Source organism: Fenollaria sp. C0166D3 (genome assembly GCF_056590255.1).
The window spans coordinates 78,205-98,967 of sequence record NZ_JBWPVU010000004.1 but is presented as its reverse complement, the minus strand read 5'-3'; the positions used below and the strand labels follow the sequence as shown (position 1 = coordinate 98,967).

Sequence of the window (20,763 nt, the reverse complement as noted above, 5' to 3'; positions counted from 1 at the left end):
TTGAAAAAGATAAGAGCGGGCATAATAACAGGCATAATATTTATAATCAATATATTATTCTATTATAAAAATTTTATTTACAAACTAGCTTTGGATCAAAGACCAAGGCTTATTTTATTGACACTTGCAATCATACTAACATCGGCGATAGAGCTAGCAGTTTTATTTGCCTTTACTTCAAGGGTATATAGAGCAGCCGTCATAGCCGTAGCAGGCTTTGCCAAGATAGCCGCAAGCGTTTTTTATGCAGAATTTGCAAACTTTGATCTTTTCTCAAGATTCGGCCAAACGAAAGAGCTTAAGGGCACGGGACCAGTTATTCGCGAGAATATCAGCGTATTTTTAATCGTGATTATACTACTCTCACTAATAAATATTGTCTTAGTCATGACGAGCGAAAAAAAGAAGGGCAGCGTGAAGCGCTCAGCCATTGGCATAGGTTTAGCCGCGCTATTAATAATCGCGCCGCAATACCTTTATGGAAGCATCTTTGGTACAGAGCTTTACTCGACCATTGCCATGAGTAAGCTAAAGAGAATTGTAGACGAAAGAGCTATGCGTGACGAGAGCATGGAGATGGACGCCCGAAGAGAGTTTAGAGAGAGAAAATTTACTTCGAACGATTTCACTGGGCTTGCGAAGGGCAAAAACATCATTGTAATTCAGTGCGAAAGCCTTCAAAATACCTTTGTGAACAAAGAGTACAACGGAGAGGAGATCACTCCATTTATGAACAGACTCATCAAGGACGAGGGCAGCATCTACTTTGATAACTACTTCGAACTTTTGGGCATGGGCAATACATCGGATGCGGAGTTTGTCTCGCTTAACGGCCTTTATCCTTCACTTAAGGGGCAGGCCTACAAGCTTTATGAGGGCTGCGACAACTACGGTCTCTTCACATCGGCAAAGGACCACGGCTACAGGACCATGGCCTTTCATGGCAACACTGGTAAGTTCTACGACAGAAGGCATTTTTATGAAGATCTTGGCGTGGATGACATCATGCTTGGCGAGGAATTTACTCAAGACGAAATCATCAACATGGGTCTATCTGATAAATCATTTTTCAAGCAGTCCATGGCGAAGTATAAGGACGCTGCGCAAAATGGCGATAAGTTCTTTTCCTTCATGATTACGCTTACAACGCATACGCCATTCATCTTGCCAGAAGAGCTAGCAAGCATTAAGCCCTTACCTGGCGATGAAGATGATTATGTATATAGATACGCTAAGTGCGCGAGATACACCGACGAAGCCATAGAGAGCTTCTTCAAAGATTTGGATGAGCTAGGTCTTTTAGACGACACGGTCATAGTGATTTATGGTGACCATCATGCGATGACAGTTAAAAATGCCGAGCGACAAGAATCGATTAAGAAATGGCTCGGCAAGGAGCTTGACTACGATGAAATGATGAACATACCGCTAGTAATCAGAGTTCCCGGCTACAAAGAAAACGCGCAAAGGCACAATATAGGCAGCCAGCTAGATTTATACGCGACACTTATTAATTTACTTGATTGGGACAAGACAAAGTACCCTAACATGGGCGTCGACCTACTTGATGACGAAGCAAGCAAGGACAACATCGTTTTTCCGCTAACCCATCTTGACAAAGGCAGCTTCATCACAGACGATACGCTTTTTGTCTATCCGAGAGACAGAATTTTTGACCACGGCCGCTACATCGACCGCAAAACTCGTAAGGACCTCCCTATAGCTGAGGCGAAAGAGCTTTCTAAGAGAGCAGTCATCACCACAAACTATGGATATGGTCTTGCCACTACGAACAAACTTTTGGATTTAGTAGAAAAAACTTCCGAAGAAGATAAAAGTACTAGATGATCATAGGCATATTGCCTTAAAGAGAGTGAATAAAACGTGTAAAATTAATTAGAGTGGCAGCGAAGCCATTCTCAAAGATAAAAAGGAATTAACAAAATAGTAACAAATTTATGAACTCTATTGAAAAATATCGCGCCTTGTATTATAATATGAGAAGTAAAAGGAGTTTGATTATGAAAAAGAAATTTGTAATATCTTTTATAGTCGCGTTTCTAGCCTTTGGCTTTGTGTTTTACAGGGCGCAAAAGAGGATCAATAACGGCGAATTAAAAGGTAATGATAATATAGAAGAAAATCAAGTTGAGGAAGAGGCTCAAGAAGAGGAAGAAACGGAAGAGGAGCTAAACCCGATATTCCCAGACGACCAAAAGGTTTTGAAGGAAGAGCACGGTAATGAGCTTTGTTTCTTGCTCATGGGTATAGATAAGAGAGATGCCGGTCAAAAAGAGATGAGGGGACAAAGATCAGACACAATGATGCTTTGCAAAGTAAACTTTGACGACGGCTCAATCAAGATGCTAAGCCTTCCTCGTGATAGTATAGTAAAGATTAAAGGTGCAGATGACAAACTTACACACGCCCACTCATATGGCGGACCAGCGCTATCTCTAAAGACTGTTAGAGACTGGCTAAAGCTTGATGTGCGCTACTACGTAAGAGTTGACTACAAGGCAGTAGAAGACCTAGTGGACATAGTTGGCGGCGTAGAATTTGACGTGCCAATCGATATGAACTACCACGACACAACAAAAGGAAACGAACTGCACATCAATATTAAAAAAGGTAAGCAAACAATTACTAAGGATAATGTTATAGGTCTACTTAGATTTAGAAAAGGTTATACTGATTCCAATTACGGAGTTGCTGACTATGGTAGACAAAGGACACAACAAGATTTTATGAAGGAACTTGCTAAAAAAGTATTGAGACCCGAAAATATATTGAAGATTGGATCAATTTGGAACACAATCAATAAAAACGTTAAGACAAACATCCCAGGAGGCACCATCGCTACATCCATACTACAAGTTGGTATAGGTAGAGTTCACGCAGATAAGATGGAAACAGCTTCACTAATAGGTAAACCAGGCAGCGTACACGGACTAAGCGCATTGGTAATACCGAAGAAGGAGATTGAGGAGAAGGTGTATCCTTGGTTTGGAGATTATCGCTTCAAATAATTTCGCATTCGATTTGCGATCTTGGCTAGTTTCGAATTATTTTGTCGCTGCGGAGTGCGTTTAGCACACCTCACTCCAAAAAATTCTGTACAACGCCAATCTCATCAAATCGCTCTGCAAAATTTGTTTGTGCAGACTCTATGTTTATTAAAATGTATATTTTAAAGAAGGCAATTGCCTTCTTTTTTTATGCTTGTATATGATTTTTCATTCAAGTGGGATATTAAACTAGTAGTGAGAAAATTGATTTTCACGAGCGCAGCATTCGGAATAAATTGCATTAATTTCTTTGCGCAACGAGCCGCCCGTGGGCTCATCTAGCTGAGCGAAGCGAACGAATATGAGACCACAGGTGAGTAAGCTTAGAAATTAACAATTTATGTAGACCAGCAAGTGAAGGAAAACAATTTTCGATGTGCAATGCTTAGGCATGACATATACATTACGCTTGCTTCGTCAGTCAATTACGCTTTTTTATCCATATCGCATAATGATACAGTTATTTAACTTACGAAAATATATGAAGAAATCTTAACAATTTATTTATAATTTCCTATTGCTAATCGCCACTATATGTAGTATAATAATATTTGCAAAGAGGAGAAGCAATCAAAATATTGTGGAGGTATGAGATGTATATATTCAAGAGAAGCGGCGAAAAAGTGCCATTTGACGAATCTAAAATTGTTGTAGCTATTAAAAAGGCGATGAATTCTTCAACAGGGGTATATGAAGAAGGTCTTGCTGAAAAGATAGCTGACGAGATCAAGAGGGAAGCTGTTGTAGCTGAAAGACCTCTTTCGATTTATGATATCGAAGACAAGGTTTACTACAAGCTTATCGAGAACAAAAATCCGGCTACTGCCAGAAGCTATGAAAACTACAAGGCTGTTCAAGCTTTCAAAAGAAAGATTAATACTACTGACGAGAGCATTATCGGTCTTCTTGACAGAAAAAACAGCGACTTAATGAAGGAAAACTCTAATAAAAACGCTCACATCGCATCTACTCAAAGAGATTTGATTGCTGGTGAAGTATCTAAGGACATTGCTAGAAGGCTAATGATTGACGATGACCTTCTTCAAGCGCACGACGAAGGCTCCATCCATTTGCATGATATGGACTACATCATTCAACCTATGTTTAACTGCTGCCTAGTTAATATGAAAGACATGCTTGACAACGGCACTGTGGTTAATGGTAAATTGATTGAAAGCCCAAGATCGTTCCAAGTTGCCTGCAATGTCATGACTCAAATCATTGCACAAATCGCATCAAACCAATATGGTGGCCAATCCATTGACATAAAATGTCTTGCGAAGTACTTAAGACGCAGCTACGAAAAGAATTTGAAGCTTGCTAAGGAAATGTTTGATGACGAGGCAAAGCAAGACGAATTAGCAAGAAAACTTACTCAAAGGGATCTTGAAAGCGGCATACAAACTATACAATATCAAATAAATACACTTATGACTTCGAATGGTCAAGCGCCTTTCGTTACTCTATTCATGCACATGGAAGATGATTTTGAGTACGCGGATGAGCTTGCGATGATCATCGAAGAGATCTTAAAGCAAAGAATTCAAGGTATCAAGAACGAATGCGGTGTTTATGTGACTCCAGCTTTTCCAAAGCTTGTTTATGTTCTTGATGAAAATAACGTTCACAAGGACTCGAAGTACTACTACTTAACTCAAACTGCTATCAAATGTACTGCTAAGAGGATGTACCCTGACTATATCTCTGCTAAAAAGATGAGAGAAAATTACGAAGGAAATGTTTTTGCGCCTATGGGCTGCAGAGCCTTTCTATCGCCATGGAAGGATAAGGACGGCAACTACAAGTTTGACGGTAGATTCAACATGGGAGTTGTTTCTCTAAACTTACCGCAAATAGCTATCGTTAGCGGCGGCGACGAAGAGAAATTCTTCGAAATTCTTGACAAGAGACTTGACCTATGCAGAAAGGCTTGTCTACTTAGATACGATATCTTAAAGAACGTTACAAGCGATTCATCTCCAATTCACTGGAGACACGGCGCTATCGCTAGACTTAACGAGCACGAGCCAATCAGACCACTTCTTGAGAATGGTTATGCCACAGTAACTTTAGGCTACATCGGTCTATATGAAGCGACTTACCTAGTTCGCCACACTCCTCATACTGATGAGCACGCAACTGATTTTGCTCTTAAAGTAATGAGAAAAATGAATGAAAAATTACAAGCTTGGAAGAAGGAAGATGGCCTTGGCTATGCGCTTTATGGCACTCCTGCTGAAAGCCTTTGCTATAGATTTGCAAAGAAGGACCTTGAAAGATTTGGCGAGATCAAAAACGTTACTGACAAGGGTTATTACACAAACTCTTTCCATGTTGATGTTAGGGAGCATATATCTGTATTTGACAAGTTCAAGTTTGAAGCTCAATTCCAAGCACTTTCAAAGGGCGGATGCATCAGTTACGCTGAAATACCTAACATGGGCCATAACTTAGAAGCGCTTGAAACTATAGTTGATTACATTTATGACAATATTCAATATGCAGAATTCAATACAAAATCCGACTATTGCCACGTTTGCGGCTATGACGGTGAAATCATTATCAATGATCATAACGAATGGGAATGCCCACAATGTCATAACAAAGACCAAGCTAAGATGAATGTTACAAGAAGGACATGCGGCTACCTTGGCGAAAACTTCTGGAATGAAGGAAAAACTAAGGAGATAAAGCAAAGGGTACTTCACATATAATGAATTACGCGCAAATTAGGAAATATGACATAGCGAACGGCCCAGGCGTTAGAACGACTATATTCTTAACGGGCTGCACCTTGAATTGCAAAAACTGTTTCAATAAAGAGTACCAAAACTTTAACTTTGGCAAAGTCTTTGATGGAAAGGCCTTTGCTGAGCTTATGGACTGTTTAAACGATGACAATATTCGCGGCCTATCGGTTTTAGGAGGAGAGCCCTTCGATAATCTTGATGGACTTAATGATCTTATCAAAAACGTGAGAGAGAGGTCTGAGAAAGACATTTGGGTCTACTCCGGCTACACATTTGAAGAGCTAGTTCAAAAAGACGGGGCTATGGACGTCTTGAAGAACATAGATGTTTTGGTTGACGGACGCTTTGTAGAAGACTTAAAGGACTTGAAGCTAAAGTTCAGAGGCTCCTCTAATCAAAGGATCATCGATATGAAGAGGACGCTTGAGATAGGTAAAATTTTACTCATGGATAAATATATGAAAGAAGATTGATTATTCAGTCTTCTTTTTTTACGCCTAATTTTACAAGGTGGCAAATCCATTAACATAGAATAGATAGATAGAAATTTATTTTTATAAAAAATTCTTGACAAAGAGGGGAATTTATTGTATACTTACAAGGTAACCTTGCTCTTTATTTATTAAAGAGCCATAAGTCCAAAAGGAGGTGGAAAGATGAAAAAATATGAAGCAATGTATGTTTTTTATCCTGAAACAAGTGAGGAAGCTAGAAATAAATTCCTTGATAGGGTAAAATCAATAATCGAAGCTGAAGAAGGTAAAGTAACTAACACTGATGATTGGGGCCTAAGAAAATTAGCATACCAAATCAAATTTAAAACAGAAGGCTACTACTTCTTAATGAACTTTGAAGCAGAAGAAGACACTATTCTAGAACTTACTAGAGTAGCAAGAATCACTGACGTTTTACTACGTCACATGATAGTAACAGACGAAGATAAATAAGAGGTGAAGAGATGAACGTATGTAGTTTAATCGGAAGATTAACAAGAGATCCTGAGCTTAGATACACACCTAACACAAATCAAGCAGTTATCACATTTACTATAGCTGTTGATAAGGGCCTATCTAGAGAAAAAAGAGAAGAAATGGAAGCAAAGGGCATGCCAACAGCAGACTTTATTTCCATCGTAGCTTGGGGAAGAACTGCAGAGAATATCAGTAATTATGTTTCAAAGGGCAACATGGTTGGAGTAACAGGTCGTATTCAATCTAGAACATATGAAGCTAAAGACGGTACAAAAAGGTACGTAACAGAAGTCATAGCTTCATCCGTAGAGTTCCTAGAAAGAAAGAACATCACATCACAAGCTCCAAATCAATCACATGAAGATTACTTCAATTCAGACGAAGATTTTTCAAACATTGACGACGGCTTTGCTCCTGGAAGCAATAGGGATATTCCATTTTAATTAAAGGAGGGAATATAATGCAAAGAAGATTCAGACCTAGAAAAAAAGTATGTGCTTTCTGCCAAGAAAAGAATGAACACATCGACTATAAAGATGTAGCAAAACTAAGAAAATACATCACAGAAAAGGGTAAAATCTTACCAAGAAGAATAACAGGCACTTGCGCTAAACACCAAAGAGAAATCACAAAAGCTATTAAGAGAGCAAGACAAGTGGCGTTACTTCCTTACACTCAAGATTAGTACGTTTACGTGCTAAAATTGCGGTATAGCGAAATAAATAAATTTTTAAAGACTTTCATAGAAGTGAAAGTCTTTTTTAAATGCACTTCGCATAATCCAGCGTAGTGCGAAGCACCAAGGTTCCCGGGTACCCGCCCGATGCGAAGCATCGTGGAAGGGTGGGGTTCTTCTTTAATCTAAAAAATCAGGCGAAATTTTTTGCGCACTTTTGTGCTAAAATTGCTGTATAGCAAAATAAAGAAATTTTTGGTATTTATTGAATAAATATTATTAAAGGCTTTCACTTTAGTGAGAGCTTTTTTAACGCTTTATTACAAATTTATTAAGAATCAAGAAATTCCTTTTATTTATAATTGCATGGGCATACAATATATATATTAGTAAAAAGTGATAACAAGATTGTAGTATTTACTGCAAGAGTCTAGACAGGCGAGGGACTATGTGATATAATATAACTAGATAAATTAGAAGTTGTGGAGACGAAAATGATTGATAAATTAAGAAAAGAAATTGCAATTCAGCAGAAAAAAGGATTACCATTTATCATGGCATCGGTGATTATATGGCTTCTGATAGTACTTGTGTCAATTTTAGATATCAATATGAATATGAAAAATTTATTGGTGTTTTGCTGTTCATGCCCATTATTACCGCTGTCTTGGCTCATTGGTAAACTTATAAAGGTGGATATCTTTTCAAAACAAAATCCACTTGGACAATTAGGCTTCATTTTCACCTTAAATCAAATGGTTTATTTATTAATCGTTATGTGGGTGTTTAGTGCGGTTCCGGAAAAGATGATTATGGTATACGCTATGGTGTTTGGAGCACATTTATTTCCCTATTCATGGTTGTATCAATCAAAGGGATATACAGTTGCTGCAATTTCCATTCCGATGATTTCTTTGATTTTAGGATGTGCATTTAACGGCACAACGGTTGCTGTTGCGGCATGTATTATTGAGATAGTATTTGCTTGTGTATTACATATGGAATTAAAGAAAATGGGAGATAACTAAAACAAATCCCAGTTTGTCGAGCTAAATAATTAAATAGAAATGAAAGAGATGATAGATAATTAAACTCTATCGTCTTTTTTTATACTCAAAATTAGGAGTTTAAAATGGTAAGGATAAGAAGTACCACTTAAAACAATTAAATATATAAGACAGCTAGCGATTGATATAGGTTCAGTCGCTTTTTGATGCACTTCGTCTAAAACGGCATCGTGGAAGGGTGGGGTTCTTCTTTCTTCAAAAAATCACTATAAATTTTGTGCTTTCTTAGAAAATATAAATTAAAAAACTTTAAAAGCTTTCACTTAGGTGGGAGCTTTTTTTACTATCTTTCTTACAAATATGTTAAAAATCAGTGAATTCCTTTTAATTAAACTTGCTTGGGTATATAATATATATAAGTAAAGTAATAAAAAGTGATAAAAGGAGGGTTATTATGAAAAAGTTTTTATCATTTATTTTAGTGTTTGTACTAGTTTTGTCTATGACTATGAACATTTCTATGGCAAAGCTTCTTGAAGGTGAGATAGTAGGTTTTACGGCTGATGTAGGTCCTGAAGATGCCTCTATATTGATTGCTGATAAAACTTATCCTGTTAAGAATGGCACTGTTTTATTTATAAACGGTGAAGTAGTTCCTGAAGCCGAAGTCATTATGGATGCGGGCAAGGCCATGCTACCTCTAAGGCTTATTGCTGAAAAGCTTGGCTACGAACTTGGCTGGAATGGCGCTGAGAAAAAGGTTACGCTTAAAAAAGCTGATAAGAGCATTGACATTACTATAGCTAAAAGTGAAATGTCTAAGCTTATCAAGAATACTACTTATGTAAGTCCAGATTTTGTAGAAAAGAATCTTGCTGAAAGCGCTCTAGTGACTGAAAGGCTTGGCAAGGACTTCGAAAAATTCTATGAAACACAAATGCCTATAACACAAGATAAGACTATTGAAAGAAGCTTAAGAAATGTTATTATTGATGAAAAGCACGAGTACAAGGACAATATTAGCTCGGATGAGGCCATGAAGCTAGTTAAAGAAAAATGTCTTGAAGGCCTAAAGAATTTTGAAAAAGTAATGAAGGAAAAAGCTAAGGACGAGCCAAATAGATTTGACGATGACATAAAATTAATAGAAAAAGATATCAATAGAATGATCTACATTGGAGAAGTATCTAAGTTTTATAGATACACAATAGGACCTTATGATGTTTTATATGACAGAACAAATGGCAAAATCTACTTCCAAATATATTCATCAGAAACTTATATCAAGGAAATGGATGTAAATGATGAAAATCTGTATATGCCAATATTTATAGTAGGATAGCAATATTCAATTAAGCTCCATTAATTTGGAGCTTTTTTTCACGTCTACACAATTTGCAAAAATGATTTTTTAGTATTATAATATTAGTAAGTTTATTAGGGTAGGTGGGTCAAAATGACGGAACTTAATAAAACAAAGTCAAAAAGCAAAATAAGTAAGATATATAATTACACTGTTTTAGGCATATATGCTGCAGTTTTGCTAGCGTATGTAATTTTTAGACTTATGGGTAATGATGTAAAAGCAGCTAATATCTTTCTTAATGGTGTATTTCTGAGCTTATTATTTGCGTTAGTGGGACTAATATTTATACAAAAGAATACTTTTACATGGATAAACATTATCTTGCCTGTAGTAATCAATCTACCATACTTCTTATTGCTTATAGGCGTTACGCATGCTTTGGATATTATGGGGATTGCATCTTATTACTTTGAGCAAGTGATTAAGTCACCAATAAATTTAATAAAAGCATTTTTCTAAATATTTTTACTTAATATCTAGCTTATATAATTTTAAATCCCTCTGCTTAGCAGGGGGATTTGTGTTGTATATTTAACTTTTACATAAGAATATTTTAATTCTTCAAATAAAAATCTAGATTATCTAATTCGCTTTGATCGGAAATGTCTAAAAAGTCTATATTAATTGATTTTACTTCAGGCATATCATCAAAATTGCCCTCCCATGAAGTTTTATTAAGCACGTTTAGCGTATTTCCATCTGTGTCAATATTTACATCTTCAATGTATGCTTCACCTGTTCCTGAGAAAAAGTATGAGTAGATTAATGAACTTCCGTCCTCTTTTGAGCTCAGGCTGCCTCTAAAGCCGCCTACTTCTGCTATGCCAACGCCTATGGTCTTCTCTGATGCGATTTCTTTTGTGAAGTCTTTATTTGCATAATAAAATTTGATATCGGATGTACCATAGTCGTAATCTTGAGCAACTAGCAATAGTGGGTAGTCTATATTATTTACTTTGACTAGTGAGTATGTGTAGCTGCAATGACTAGCAACTTCATCATCAGCATATTCATCTTCTGGATAAAACTTTTTGTAGTTCATTGTGCTTAATATATCTGAGTATATTTTTTTAAGTTTTTCTATGTCGTTGTTTTGCACTTTATTCGCTTCATCATCGGGCTTATTATTTTCAGCTGCTTCTTTGCTTAATTCATTAATATCTACTTTTGGCATTACTGAGCACGCTGATAAAGTCATTATTAAAACAAGACTGATTGCAATCTTTATAAATGCTTTTTTATTCATAATGTCACTCCTTTTAGAAATTTATATTATTATAAATAGATTTTAGCATATTAGCTTATCTTTTACAAGCGATTTATTAGTCTAATGGCATTGAAAAACCCTCTTCACTACATAGTGAAGAGGGCATTTTTATCTAATTACATCTTTGGATCGGCTTCGTAATGTGTGTGTAAAAGTTCGTGTGCTAATTCGCCGCCAACTTCGCCAAGGTATTCATCATACAATTGTTTGATCTTTGGATTGGCGTGTGATTTTCTAATTGTTTTATGCTCATCTATATTGTAGATGGCTTCGGCTCTCTTCTTAAGTGTTGAGATCTTGCCGTTGTGGAACGGTTGACCGCCTCCACCTATGCATCCGCCTGGGCAAGCCATAACTTCTATAGCGTCGTATTCTTTTTCGCCTGACTTAACCATGTTTAGAAGTTTTCTTGTATTGCCAAGGCCATTGGCAACGGCGATTCTAACTTTTCTTCCGTCTATATCTATGCTTGCTTCTTTGATGCCGTTAAGGCCTCTAAGTGCAGTGAACTCAATCTCTTCAAGCTCTTTACCTGTGATTGTTTCGTAAGCTGTTCTGCATGTTGCTTCGATAACACCGCCTGTTGCTCCAAAGATAGCGCCTGCGCCTGTTGATTCGCCCATCGGGTCGTCGAATTCTTCATCTTTAAGGTCTTTAAAACTTAGTCCCGCTTCTTTAATCATAGCGCCCAGTTCTCTTGTTGTAATTACTATATCAACATCGCTGTGGCCCTTGTTTTTAAGCTCGTCTCTTGCTGATTCATACTTTTTCGCAAGGCAAGGCATGATTGATACGACTACCATATCCTTAGGATCTACATTAAGCTTTTCAGCAAGATAAGTCTTTGCAACGGCTCCGAACATTTCGTGAGGGCTCTTGCATGAAGACGGTATGTCTATCATATCTGAGAACTGTTGCTCCATGAAGTTTACCCAACCAGGGCAGCAGCTTGTAAGTATCGGCATCTTGCCACCTTTTGTAAGTCTTTCAACAAATTCGTGTGCTTCTTCAACTATAGTTAGGTCGGCTGCGAAGTTTGTGTCGAAAACTTTGTCAAAGCCAAGTTTCCTAAGTGCACTAACCATCTTACCAGTAACTATAGTTCCTGGCTCCATGCCAAATAGCTCGCCTAAAGCAACTCTAACTGCTGGAGCTGTTTGAACAACAACGTATTTCTTTGGATCTGAAAGTGCTTTCCACACTTCTCTTATATAGTTCATGCCGTGAAGTGCGCCTGTAGGGCAGACTGTAACGCATTGACCGCAGAAGGTACATGTTGTCTCGAACATGCTTCTGTTAAATGTCGAACCGACGTGGCAGTCAAAACCACGGCCAACCTCAGCAAGTGCGCCAACTGTTTGCACTTCGTTACACATTGTCTCGCATCTTCTGCAAAGTATGCACTTTTCAGGCTCTCTAATCATTGAAAGGCTTCTGTCATCTATAGGTATATGTCTTCTTTCGCCTTGATAAGGTATATCTCTAATGCCTAGGTCTTGTGCTAGCTTTTGTAATTGACAGTTTAAGTTCTTAGCACAAGTAAGGCAGCTATTTGGATGGTCAGATAAAAGCAGTTCAACTATAGTTCTTCTCGCGTTTATGGCAAGAGGCGACTCAGTCTTTATGTCCATGCCTTCTTTGACAGGTGTCGCGCAGGCTGGAAGTAGCTTGCTGCTTTTAAAGTCTTCAACCATACAAACCCTGCATGAAGCAAGTTTATTTACAAATTTTATATCGTGTAAGTCCATGTGGCAAAGTGTAGGTATCTTTACGCCAATGGTTTTAGCAGCGTCAAGTATTGAAGTTCTCTCTGCAACAGAAACATCAACGCCGTTAATTTTTAAATTTATCATCTTAGCCATAAGTACCTCCTAAACCAATACTACTGCCTTAACTGGGCAGACGTTCATGCAATTGCCGCACTTGATACACTTAGCCGTGTCAATCACGTGTTTTTCCTTAACCTTACCTTCGATGCAGTTAACAGGGCAGTTTCTAGCACATTTTGTGCAGCCTATACATTTATCTGTGATGTGGTAGTTAAGTAGGTTTTTGCACTTCTTAGCTGGACAAGTCTTGTTTTCACCAACGTGCGCCATGTACTCGTCTCTAAAATATGTCAATGTTGATAGTATCGGGTTTGGAGACGATTGACCAAGTCCGCAAAGTGATGCTTTGCTCACGATGATGGATAGATCTTCTAGTTTATCTATGTCTTCTTCACTACCATTTCCTGAAGTGATTTTTTCAAGTAGCTCTAAAAGCCTTTTGTTACCAATTCTACAAGGCGTACACTTACCGCATGATTCGTCAACGGAAAATTCTAGGAAGAATCTTGAAACGTCTACCATGCAGTCGTCTTCGTCCATGACAACCATACCGCCGGAGCCCATGATTGAGCCGATGGCCTTAAGGGACGCAAAGTCAACCTTTGTATCAAAAAGTCTTTCAGGTATACAGCCGCCTGATGGTCCGCCTGTTTGAACAGCTTTGGCCTTTTTGTCATCTTGAATGCCGCCGCCTATTGCAAAAACTATGTCCCTGATTGTCGTACCCATAGGTACTTCAACTAGGCCAGAGTTTTTAACCTTACCAACAAGTGAGAAAACCTTTGTTCCTGGCGAGTCTTCAGTACCGATGGATGTGAACCAGTCTGCGCCACGCTCAATGATTTGAGCGATGTTAGCGAATGTTTCAACGTTGTTGATAACAGTTGGTTTACCCCATAGGCCACGTTCAGTAGTTCTGTACTCTTTATTTCTTGGCATACCACGCTTTCCTTCGATAGACTCCATCAGAGCAGTACCTTCACCGCAGACAAAAGCGCCCGCACCTAGACGAAGCTCGATTTGGAAGGAAAAGTCAGTTCCTAAAATATTGTCACCTAATAAATTGTTTTCATTTGCCTTTTTAATGGCAATCTTTAGGCTCTCAACAGCCTTTGGATACTCAGCTCTAACGTAGATGAAGCCCTTTTGCGCGCCAATAGCATAAGCGCAGATGGCCATGCCCTCTAAAACACTGTGTGGATCCTTTTCCAATACGGATCTGTCCATGTAAGCGCCTGGGTCGCCTTCGTCTGCGTTACAAATTACATATTTAATGCCTTCTGGCTGATTAAAAGCAGCTTCCCACTTTCTTCCAGTAGGGAAACCCGCGCCACCACGGCCCCTAAGGCCAGAAGCTTTTACTTCTTTAATTACATCTTCTCTTTTCATATTAAGCGCCTTCTCTAAAGAGAAGTATCCGCCTAAAGCTATGTATTCATCTAAGGACGATGAGTCGATTATGTCACAGTTCTTTAGAACGATACGTTTTTGCTTTTCGAAAAACTCACCCTTTTTAGTAATTTTGTCACCGTCAATATTAAAAGAGCCGTCCTTTTTAAGTCTGTCAAGAAGAAGATCTTTAGTTTTCTTTTGAATTTCTAATAGATTTTCCTTATTCATATGCTACTCCTTATATTTATTAATAATTTCAGTGACTTGACTTTCTTTGACATGGTCGTAGACGTCCTCACCAACAGTTACTACAGGTGCCAAAGCGCATTCACCAACACATCTAGTCTCAACTATAGAGAAAAGTCCGTCCGCAGTTGCTTCGCCCTTAGCCACATTTAATTCCTTTAAGAAATCATCCAAAAGCTTGTCAGCTCCCTTAACGTAGCAAGCAGTACCTAGACAGATGCATATAGAGTGCTTTCCTCTAGGTTTAAAAGTGAATTGACTGTAGAACGATGCAACGCCGTAAATTTCGCTGCTTGGCTTATTTAATTTAAGAGCCATAAAGTCTACAATCTCTTCAGGTATGTATCCAAAGAGTCTTTGTGCTTCTTGAAGAACAGGCATGACAGCCCCTTTGTCATTCTTCTTTTCTTCTACAAATTGTAAGAACTCGTCGAATTTCGCACGATCTTTGTTAAAACAAAAAGCCATAATTTACCTCCTTTGTATTTTTATCCTCACAAGTCTATTTTATTATATAAAGGCCCCTTTGTCAATTAGTAAATATTTATACTTAAGGGCCTTAGCTTAAAAAATTTATTATAGTTTTTCTTCTTTATTAAGTAGCGAAATCGATTTACGCGCGAATCGATATTTGTCTTTGACAAATTACGCGCATATATAATAGGATGATTTATTTATATTAGCTGTGCCATAAACATGGCAAAAAATATACTGCTATATATATAAAGGAAGAGAAAAAAATTAAAAAAAGTAAAAATATTTTTAAAAAAGCCTTGACATAGCGGAGCTAATTATGTATAATAGATGAGTGCTTAAATCAAATGGCTATGACTAAGAAAGGTTGCGCATCATGTTTTTTGTTGCGTGATGTGGTAATTTCCTTAGTTTCATGCAAGTCTACTCAAAAAAGAAGTAGGCGATTGATTGGCATATTTTATTTACGCTTAGAGAAAACGCACGGCTGCGTGTGTAAGAGTTGACTCTCTAAGAAGTAAAAAAATATTACATGGAGGTAATTAAATGTCAAGCAAAAAACAAAAAATCAGAATCAGACTTAAAGCTTACGATCACACACTTTTAGATCAATCAGCTCAAAGAATTGTTGAAGCTGCTAAAAAGACAGGATGCAAGGTATCAGGACCAGTTCCACTACCTACAGAAAAACAAATCGTAACTATTTTAAGATCAGTTCACGTTAACAAAGATTCAAGAGAACAATTCGAACAAAGAACTCACAAGAGATTAATCGATATCCTTGAACCAAACGACAAAACTGTAGACGCACTTATGAAGATGAATGTGCCTGCAGGTGTAGATATAGAAATAAAACTATAATCTATAAGATTTTATTTAAAATCCGCTGTAAATTATGGAGGTGCAGTTAATGAACGGAATTTTAGCAAAGAAAATTGGAATGACACAAGTTTTCGAAGAATCAGGAGACTTAGTTCCAGTTACTGTTCTTCAAGCCGGACCTATGGTAGTTGTTCAAAAGAAAACTGTTGAAACAGACGGTTACAACGCTATAGTAGTTGGTTTTGGAGAAATCAATGAAAAGAATGTAAACAAACCTCGTAAGGGTCAATTCAAAAAAGCTAATGCTAGCTACAAAAGATACCTTAGAGAGTTTAAAGTAGACGATGTAGAAAAATACAACTTAGGTGATGAAATCACTGTTGAAATCATGGATGGCATCGAATTTGTAGATGTTATCGGAACATCAAAAGGTAAAGGTACTCAAGGTGTTATAAAGAGACACGGCTTCGGTAGAGGTAGAGAATCACATGGTTCAAAATTCCACAGAATGCCAGGTGGTATGGGTGCTGCAACATGGCCAGGAAAAGTATTTAAGGGCCATAGAATGATGGGCCGCATGGGTAATGAAAGAACAACTGTTCAAAACCTAAAAGTAGTAAGAGTAGATAAAGAAAACGGAATTATCCTAATCAAAGGTGCTGTACCAGGACCAAAGAAAGGTTTAATTACTGTTAGAAAAGCAATCAAGAAATAGCGCTAAAGGAGGATTAAAATGCCAAGTTATAAAGTTTTAAACATGGAAGGTAAAGAACTTGAGACAATTGAATTAAATGATGACATCTTTAATCAAGAAGACAACCCTCATCTTATTTACCAAGTAGTAGTTAATCATTTAGCGAACAAACGTCAAGGAACTCAAAGCACTTTAACAAGAGCTGAAGTTAGAGGCGGTGGAAGAAAACCTTGGAAACAAAAAGGTACAGGTAGAGCAAGACAAGGAAGTACAAGAAGCCCTCAATGGAAAGGCGGCGGAGTTGTATTTGCACCAAAGCCAAGAAGCTATGGCTACAAACTTCCTAAGAAGTTAAAGAGACAAGCTTTAAAGGTAGCTCTTTCAAACAAAGTTCGTGATAATGAGCTTATTATAGTAGATGATATAAAATTACAAGAAGTTAAGACAAAATACGCTTTTGCAGCACTACAAAATCTTAACGCAAAGAAAGCATATATAGTTACTAAAGATAACGATAAAGATACACAAAGAGCTTTTAGAAATATACCATTCACAATGATTAGTGAAGCAAGAAACATAAACGTATATGACATAGTAAGACATGACAGCATGATAATTACAAAAGCTTCTTTAGAAACTATTGAGGAGGTGTTCAAATAATGCTTAATCCACATGATATAATCATAAAACCCATAGTAACAGAAAGATCTATGAGAGATATGGAAGAAGGTAAGTACACTTTCAAAGTAGACAGAAGAGTAAACAAATCTGAAATCAAAAAGGCAGTTGAAAACGTTTTTGATGTAAAGGTTGAAAAAGTAAACACAATGAACATGCAAGGTAAGTTAAAAAGACAAGGCGCTCACGAAGGAAGAAGACCTAACTGGAAAAAGGCCATTGTTACACTTAAGGAAGATTCAAAGAGAATTGAATTCTTTGAAGGCATGGCAAATTAGTGATAGGAGGGAAATTTAATGGCTATAAAAACATATAAACCAACTACTCCGTCCAGAAGAATGATGGCATCACCTGCTTTTGAGCTTATCACAAGAGATAAACCAGAAAAGTCACTTGTAGAAAGCATTAAGAAAAACTCAGGTAGAAACAACACTGGTAGAATCACATCTCGTCACAGAGGCGGGGGAGCTAAGAAGATATACAGAATTATCGACTTTAAGAGAAATAAAATAGGCGTTGTTGGAACAGTGGCTCACATCGAGTACGATCCAAACAGAACAGCAAACATCGCACTAATTCAATACGAAGACGGCGAAAAAAGATACATCCTTCATCCAGTAGGATTAAAGGTTGGAGATAAGATCGAAGCTGGCGAACATGTCGACATCAAAGTAGGTAACGCACTTAAGTTAAGAGACATCCCAGTAGGTACACTAATCCACAACATTGAAATGAAACCTGAAAAAGGTGGACAACTAGCAAGAAGTGCTGGTTCATACGCACAACTTATGGGTAAAGAAGGTAACTACGCACAATTAAGATTACCATCAGGCGAAATGAGAGTAGTTTTACTTGATTGTATGGCAACTATAGGCCAAGTAGGTAACCTTGACCACGAACTAGTTAACATGGGTAAAGCTGGTAAGAAGAGATTAACAGGAAGACGCCCTCACGTAAGAGGTTCAGCGATGAACCCAGTAGACCATCCACATGGTGGTGGTGAAGGTAGAGCACCAATAGGTAGACCGTCACCAATGACACCTTGGGGTAAACCTGCTCTAGGACTTAAGACTAGAAAGAAAAAGAAACATTCTGATAAGTATATAATCAGAAGAAGAAACGACAAGTAGGAGGGTTTAAATGGCAAGATCGATTAAAAAAGGACCTTTCGTAGACGAACACTTAATGAAAAAAGTTGAAGCTATGAACGAAGCCAACGATAAAAAAGTTATTAAAACATGGTCAAGACGTTCAACAATCTTCCCTGAATTCATAGGACACACAATCGCAGTATATGACGGTAGAAAACACGTTCCTGTATATATAACAGAAGATATGGTAGGACACAAACTTGGAGAGTTCGTTTTAACAAGAACTTTCAGAGGCCACGTTGACAAAGGCGACAAGAAAGCAACTGTAAAATAATAGAAGGAGGATATAAATGGAAGCAAAAGCAATAGCTAAATATATTAGAATATCTCCTAGAAAAGTACATTTTATATGTAACGAAATTAGGGGAAAAGATATAGATGAAGCTCTTTCTATTTTAAAGTTTACACCAAAGAAAGGTGCAAGAGAACTATTAGCAGTACTTGAATCTGCAATAGCAAACGCTACAAACAATTTTGATTTAGATAGAGACAAACTATATGTTAAGGATGCACAAGCAACTGATGGACCAAGAATGAAAAGATATAGACCAAAGGCTCACGGTTCAGCTTATCCAATACTAAAGAGAACTGCACACTTATCAGTTGTAGTATCAGACGAGAAATAAGGAGGTAAGAAATGGGCCAAAAAGTAAATCCACATGGACTAAGAGTCGGAATTATTAAAGATTGGAGCTCAAATTGGTATGCCGACAAGAAAAGTTTCTCTGACAATTTAGTTGAAGACTACAAGATAAGAGAATTTTTGAAAAAAGAGCTTTACCAAGCAGGAGTTTCAAAATTAAAGATTGAAAGAACAAGAAAGAAAATAAAAGTCACTATATACACAGCAAAGCCAGGTATCGTAATCGGTAGAGGCGGAGAAGGTATAGAAGCACTTAAAAAGAAAATCGAAAAACTTACTACTAAGACAGTTTTAGTAAACGTTGAAGAAGTAAGAAAACCAGATCTAGATGCTCAACTAGTTGCAGAAAACATTGCTTTCCAACTAGAAAGAAGAATTACATTCAGAAGAGCAATGAAGGGCGCTATCCAAAGAACAATGAAAGAAGGAGCTAAGGGTATCAAAACTCAAGTTTCCGGAAGACTTGGTGGAGCCGACATGGCTAGAAGCGAAGGTTATTCAGAAGGAACTATCCCTCTACAAACACTTAGAGCAGACATCGACTACGGTTTTGCGGAAGCAAACACAACATATGGCAAGATCGGTGTAAAGGTTTGGTTATACAAAGGAGAAGTACTTCCAGAAGTAACTGACGAAAGAAAGAAAAACTTTAAAAAGAGAAGTCAAGACGACAGAAAGAAAGACTTCAAGAAGAGAAGAAGAAATAACAACCAAAATACAGGCTTCAAAGACAGAAGAAACAATAACAACAGAAAAGGCTTTAAGCCAGAAGCACAAGACGCTAATAAAGAAGATTAGTAAGGAGGAAAACATACTATGTTAATGCCTAAAAGAGTAAAGCATCGTAGAGTTCATAGAGGCAGAATGAAGGGTAAAGCATACTCAGGTAACACAGTTACTTACGGCGAATACGGCCTTCAAGCACTAGAACCAACATGGATGACAGCAAACCAAATAGAAGCTGCTCGTCGTGCGATGACAAGATATATAAAAAGAGGTGGAAATGTTTGGATCAAAGTATTTCCAGACAAACCAGTAACAAAGAAACCTGCAGAAGTACGTATGGGTTCCGGTAAAGGTGCTCCTGAGTATTGGGTTGCAGTAGTAAAACCAGGAAGAGTATTATTCGAAATGGGTGGAGTTTCTGAAGACGTAGCAAGAGAAGCAATCAGACTTGCAGCAATGAAACTTCCTATAAAAACTAAATTTGTAGTTCGTGAAGAAGGTGGTGAAGCTAATGAAGGTTAAAGAAATACGTGATTTAACAACTGAAGAATTAAATCAAAAAGAAAAAGAACTTAAAAAAGAACTTTTTAACCTAAGATTCCAATTAGCTACCGGACAATTAGAAAACCCAAAGACAATTTCTCAAGTTAGAAAAGACATTGCTAGAGTGAAAACAATTGTCAGAGAAAGAGAACTTTCTCAAGTAAAGGAGGCTTAAATCAATGGAAAGAAATCTTAGAAAAGTTAGAACAGGTACAGTAGTTTCTGATAAGATGGAAAAGACAATAACTGTTGCAGTTGAAACAAAAGTTAGTCATCCTATATATAAGAAGAGAGTAAACAGAACTACTAAATTTAAGGCTCACGACGAAAACAACGAAGCAAGAGTTGGCGATTTTGTAAAGATTATGGAAACAAGACCACTATCTAAGACAAAAAGATGGAGACTCGTTGAAATTATAGAAAAAGCAAAATAGTCCTTTTATAGGAAGGGAGGTTAATA

23 protein-coding genes and 1 pseudogene are annotated in these 20,763 nt (G+C 37.4%); 21 read left to right on the top strand and 3 right to left on the bottom strand.

Annotated features, from left to right (window positions below):
* The 10 genes from AC1EJ0_RS04045 to AC1EJ0_RS04000 all read left to right on the top strand — a co-directional run bounded on the left by AC1EJ0_RS04045 (position 1) and on the right by AC1EJ0_RS04000 (position 10,297).
* A complete protein-coding gene (locus AC1EJ0_RS04045; RefSeq protein ID WP_480023326.1) occupies positions 1 to 1,848 on the top strand; it encodes an LTA synthase family protein in 1,848 nt (615 codons plus the stop codon).
* A 173-nt stretch (positions 1,849 to 2,021) separates the two neighbouring features.
* The gene (locus AC1EJ0_RS04040) at positions 2,022 to 3,029 is read left to right on the top strand and encodes an LCP family protein (RefSeq protein WP_480023327.1); all 1,008 of its coding nucleotides are present in this window, start codon (positions 2,022 to 2,024) and stop codon (positions 3,027 to 3,029) included.
* Positions 3,030 to 3,661: 632 nt separating this feature from the next.
* Positions 3,662 to 5,782: an anaerobic ribonucleoside-triphosphate reductase gene (gene nrdD / locus AC1EJ0_RS04035; RefSeq protein ID WP_480023328.1), complete on the top strand. Its 2,121-nt coding sequence runs from the start codon at positions 3,662 to 3,664 to the stop codon at positions 5,780 to 5,782.
* Positions 5,782 to 6,291 (top strand): anaerobic ribonucleoside-triphosphate reductase activating protein, encoded by a 510-nt coding sequence (nrdG, locus tag AC1EJ0_RS04030; protein ID WP_480023329.1) that lies wholly within the window; start codon positions 5,782 to 5,784, stop codon positions 6,289 to 6,291. The genes nrdD and nrdG overlap by 1 nt, the downstream gene beginning before the upstream one ends.
* Before the next feature lie 183 nt (positions 6,292 to 6,474).
* Positions 6,475 to 6,765 carry a 30S ribosomal protein S6 gene (gene rpsF, locus AC1EJ0_RS04025; protein WP_058259836.1) on the top strand — a complete coding sequence of 97 codons (291 nt, stop codon included), beginning with the start codon at positions 6,475 to 6,477 and terminating at the stop codon, positions 6,763 to 6,765.
* A gap of 11 nt (positions 6,766 to 6,776) precedes the next feature.
* Positions 6,777 to 7,232, top strand: coding sequence for a single-stranded DNA-binding protein (locus AC1EJ0_RS04020; RefSeq protein WP_058259837.1), 456 nt, complete (start codon positions 6,777 to 6,779; stop codon positions 7,230 to 7,232).
* Positions 7,233 to 7,249: 17 nt separating this feature from the next.
* The gene (gene rpsR, locus AC1EJ0_RS04015; RefSeq protein WP_480023330.1) at positions 7,250 to 7,474 is read left to right on the top strand and encodes a 30S ribosomal protein S18; all 225 of its coding nucleotides are present in this window, start codon (positions 7,250 to 7,252) and stop codon (positions 7,472 to 7,474) included.
* 485 nt (positions 7,475 to 7,959) lie between these two features.
* Positions 7,960 to 8,493, top strand: a complete 534-nt coding sequence (locus AC1EJ0_RS04010; RefSeq protein WP_480023331.1) for a DUF7010 family protein — start codon at positions 7,960 to 7,962, stop codon at positions 8,491 to 8,493.
* 433 nt (positions 8,494 to 8,926) lie between these two features.
* Positions 8,927 to 9,814 carry a stalk domain-containing protein gene (locus tag AC1EJ0_RS04005; RefSeq protein ID WP_480023332.1) on the top strand — a complete coding sequence of 296 codons (888 nt, stop codon included), beginning with the start codon at positions 8,927 to 8,929 and terminating at the stop codon, positions 9,812 to 9,814.
* Between the two features lie 114 nt (positions 9,815 to 9,928).
* Positions 9,929 to 10,297, top strand: coding sequence for a hypothetical protein (locus tag AC1EJ0_RS04000; protein ID WP_480023333.1), 369 nt, complete (start codon positions 9,929 to 9,931; stop codon positions 10,295 to 10,297).
* A gap of 94 nt (positions 10,298 to 10,391) precedes the next feature.
* Here the strand turns inward: AC1EJ0_RS04000 and AC1EJ0_RS03995 are convergent, their stop codons facing one another.
* From AC1EJ0_RS03995 to AC1EJ0_RS03985, 3 genes and pseudogenes are all read right to left on the bottom strand, one after another.
* On the bottom strand, positions 10,392 to 11,084 hold the full coding sequence (locus AC1EJ0_RS03995; RefSeq protein ID WP_480023334.1) for a hypothetical protein: 693 nt from the start codon (positions 11,082 to 11,084) through the stop codon (positions 10,392 to 10,394).
* Between the two features lie 137 nt (positions 11,085 to 11,221).
* Positions 11,222 to 12,967: an NADH-dependent [FeFe] hydrogenase, group A6 gene (locus tag AC1EJ0_RS03990; protein ID WP_480023335.1), complete on the bottom strand. Its 1,746-nt coding sequence runs from the start codon at positions 12,965 to 12,967 to the stop codon at positions 11,222 to 11,224.
* A gap of 9 nt (positions 12,968 to 12,976) precedes the next feature.
* Positions 12,977 to 15,040: pseudogene (locus tag AC1EJ0_RS03985) on the bottom strand (NAD(P)H-dependent oxidoreductase subunit E).
* 552 nt (positions 15,041 to 15,592) lie between these two features.
* Here AC1EJ0_RS03985 and rpsJ point away from each other — a divergent pair.
* The 11 genes from rpsJ to rpsQ are packed head-to-tail and all read left to right on the top strand — an operon-like array spanning position 15,593 to position 20,737.
* Positions 15,593 to 15,907, top strand: a complete 315-nt coding sequence (gene rpsJ, locus AC1EJ0_RS03980) for a 30S ribosomal protein S10 (protein ID WP_019214284.1) — start codon at positions 15,593 to 15,595, stop codon at positions 15,905 to 15,907.
* A gap of 49 nt (positions 15,908 to 15,956) precedes the next feature.
* Positions 15,957 to 16,583 carry a 50S ribosomal protein L3 gene (gene rplC, locus AC1EJ0_RS03975; RefSeq protein ID WP_058259844.1) on the top strand — a complete coding sequence of 209 codons (627 nt, stop codon included), beginning with the start codon at positions 15,957 to 15,959 and terminating at the stop codon, positions 16,581 to 16,583.
* 18 nt (positions 16,584 to 16,601) lie between these two features.
* Positions 16,602 to 17,222 carry a 50S ribosomal protein L4 gene (gene rplD, locus AC1EJ0_RS03970; protein ID WP_480023336.1) on the top strand — a complete coding sequence of 207 codons (621 nt, stop codon included), beginning with the start codon at positions 16,602 to 16,604 and terminating at the stop codon, positions 17,220 to 17,222.
* The gene (gene rplW, locus AC1EJ0_RS03965; RefSeq protein ID WP_058259846.1) at positions 17,222 to 17,518 is read left to right on the top strand and encodes a 50S ribosomal protein L23; all 297 of its coding nucleotides are present in this window, start codon (positions 17,222 to 17,224) and stop codon (positions 17,516 to 17,518) included. Before rplD ends, rplW begins: the two co-directional genes overlap by 1 nt.
* Positions 17,519 to 17,536: 18 nt before the next feature.
* Entirely contained in the window at positions 17,537 to 18,370 is an 834-nt protein-coding gene (gene rplB / locus AC1EJ0_RS03960) for a 50S ribosomal protein L2 (protein ID WP_058259847.1), read from the top strand.
* A 10-nt stretch (positions 18,371 to 18,380) separates the two neighbouring features.
* Positions 18,381 to 18,665: a 30S ribosomal protein S19 gene (gene rpsS / locus AC1EJ0_RS03955; RefSeq protein ID WP_304016671.1), complete on the top strand. Its 285-nt coding sequence runs from the start codon at positions 18,381 to 18,383 to the stop codon at positions 18,663 to 18,665.
* Positions 18,666 to 18,681: 16 nt separating this feature from the next.
* Positions 18,682 to 19,017: a 50S ribosomal protein L22 gene (gene rplV / locus AC1EJ0_RS03950; protein WP_058259849.1), complete on the top strand. Its 336-nt coding sequence runs from the start codon at positions 18,682 to 18,684 to the stop codon at positions 19,015 to 19,017.
* Between the two features lie 11 nt (positions 19,018 to 19,028).
* Positions 19,029 to 19,832: a 30S ribosomal protein S3 gene (rpsC, locus tag AC1EJ0_RS03945; protein WP_480023337.1), complete on the top strand. Its 804-nt coding sequence runs from the start codon at positions 19,029 to 19,031 to the stop codon at positions 19,830 to 19,832.
* 18 nt (positions 19,833 to 19,850) lie between these two features.
* Positions 19,851 to 20,282 (top strand): 50S ribosomal protein L16, encoded by a 432-nt coding sequence (gene rplP / locus AC1EJ0_RS03940; RefSeq protein ID WP_058259851.1) that lies wholly within the window; start codon positions 19,851 to 19,853, stop codon positions 20,280 to 20,282.
* Positions 20,272 to 20,478: a 50S ribosomal protein L29 gene (gene rpmC / locus AC1EJ0_RS03935; RefSeq protein WP_058259852.1), complete on the top strand. Its 207-nt coding sequence runs from the start codon at positions 20,272 to 20,274 to the stop codon at positions 20,476 to 20,478. Before rplP ends, rpmC begins: the two co-directional genes overlap by 11 nt.
* A gap of 4 nt (positions 20,479 to 20,482) precedes the next feature.
* A complete protein-coding gene (gene rpsQ / locus AC1EJ0_RS03930; protein ID WP_019214294.1) occupies positions 20,483 to 20,737 on the top strand; it encodes a 30S ribosomal protein S17 in 255 nt (84 codons plus the stop codon).
* Positions 20,738 to 20,763 lie beyond the last annotated feature (26 nt).

Excerpts from the sequence above, each read along its gene's own strand:
- AC1EJ0_RS04005 (WP_480023332.1), top strand. The coding sequence starts at position 8,927 with ATGAAAAAGTTTTTATCATTTATTTTAGTGTTTGTACTAGTTTTGTCT.
- rplB (WP_058259847.1), top strand. The coding sequence starts at position 17,537 with ATGGCTATAAAAACATATAAACCAACTACTCCGTCCAGAAGAATGATG.
- rpsC (WP_480023337.1), top strand. The coding sequence starts at position 19,029 with ATGGGCCAAAAAGTAAATCCACATGGACTAAGAGTCGGAATTATTAAA.
- rpsR (WP_480023330.1), top strand. The coding sequence starts at position 7,250 with ATGCAAAGAAGATTCAGACCTAGAAAAAAAGTATGTGCTTTCTGCCAA.
- AC1EJ0_RS04000 (WP_480023333.1), top strand. The coding sequence starts at position 9,929 with ATGACGGAACTTAATAAAACAAAGTCAAAAAGCAAAATAAGTAAGATA.
- AC1EJ0_RS04010 (WP_480023331.1), top strand. The coding sequence starts at position 7,960 with ATGATTGATAAATTAAGAAAAGAAATTGCAATTCAGCAGAAAAAAGGA.
- rpsQ (WP_019214294.1), top strand. The coding sequence starts at position 20,483 with ATGGAAAGAAATCTTAGAAAAGTTAGAACAGGTACAGTAGTTTCTGAT.
- rplD (WP_480023336.1), top strand. The coding sequence starts at position 16,602 with ATGCCAAGTTATAAAGTTTTAAACATGGAAGGTAAAGAACTTGAGACA.
- rplC (WP_058259844.1), top strand. The coding sequence starts at position 15,957 with ATGAACGGAATTTTAGCAAAGAAAATTGGAATGACACAAGTTTTCGAA.
- rpsJ (WP_019214284.1), top strand. The coding sequence starts at position 15,593 with ATGTCAAGCAAAAAACAAAAAATCAGAATCAGACTTAAAGCTTACGAT.
- rplP (WP_058259851.1), top strand. The coding sequence starts at position 19,851 with ATGTTAATGCCTAAAAGAGTAAAGCATCGTAGAGTTCATAGAGGCAGA.
- AC1EJ0_RS03990 (WP_480023335.1), bottom strand. The coding sequence starts at position 12,967 with ATGGCTAAGATGATAAATTTAAAAATTAACGGCGTTGATGTTTCTGTT.
- nrdG (WP_480023329.1), top strand. The coding sequence starts at position 5,782 with ATGAATTACGCGCAAATTAGGAAATATGACATAGCGAACGGCCCAGGC.
- AC1EJ0_RS04020 (WP_058259837.1), top strand. The coding sequence starts at position 6,777 with ATGAACGTATGTAGTTTAATCGGAAGATTAACAAGAGATCCTGAGCTT.
- AC1EJ0_RS03995 (WP_480023334.1), bottom strand. The coding sequence starts at position 11,084 with ATGAATAAAAAAGCATTTATAAAGATTGCAATCAGTCTTGTTTTAATA.
- nrdD (WP_480023328.1), top strand. The coding sequence starts at position 3,662 with ATGTATATATTCAAGAGAAGCGGCGAAAAAGTGCCATTTGACGAATCT.
- rplV (WP_058259849.1), top strand. The coding sequence starts at position 18,682 with ATGGAAGCAAAAGCAATAGCTAAATATATTAGAATATCTCCTAGAAAA.
- AC1EJ0_RS04040 (WP_480023327.1), top strand. The coding sequence starts at position 2,022 with ATGAAAAAGAAATTTGTAATATCTTTTATAGTCGCGTTTCTAGCCTTT.
- rpsF (WP_058259836.1), top strand. The coding sequence starts at position 6,475 with ATGAAAAAATATGAAGCAATGTATGTTTTTTATCCTGAAACAAGTGAG.
- rpsS (WP_304016671.1), top strand. The coding sequence starts at position 18,381 with ATGGCAAGATCGATTAAAAAAGGACCTTTCGTAGACGAACACTTAATG.
- rplW (WP_058259846.1), top strand. The coding sequence starts at position 17,222 with ATGCTTAATCCACATGATATAATCATAAAACCCATAGTAACAGAAAGA.
- rpmC (WP_058259852.1), top strand. The coding sequence starts at position 20,272 with ATGAAGGTTAAAGAAATACGTGATTTAACAACTGAAGAATTAAATCAA.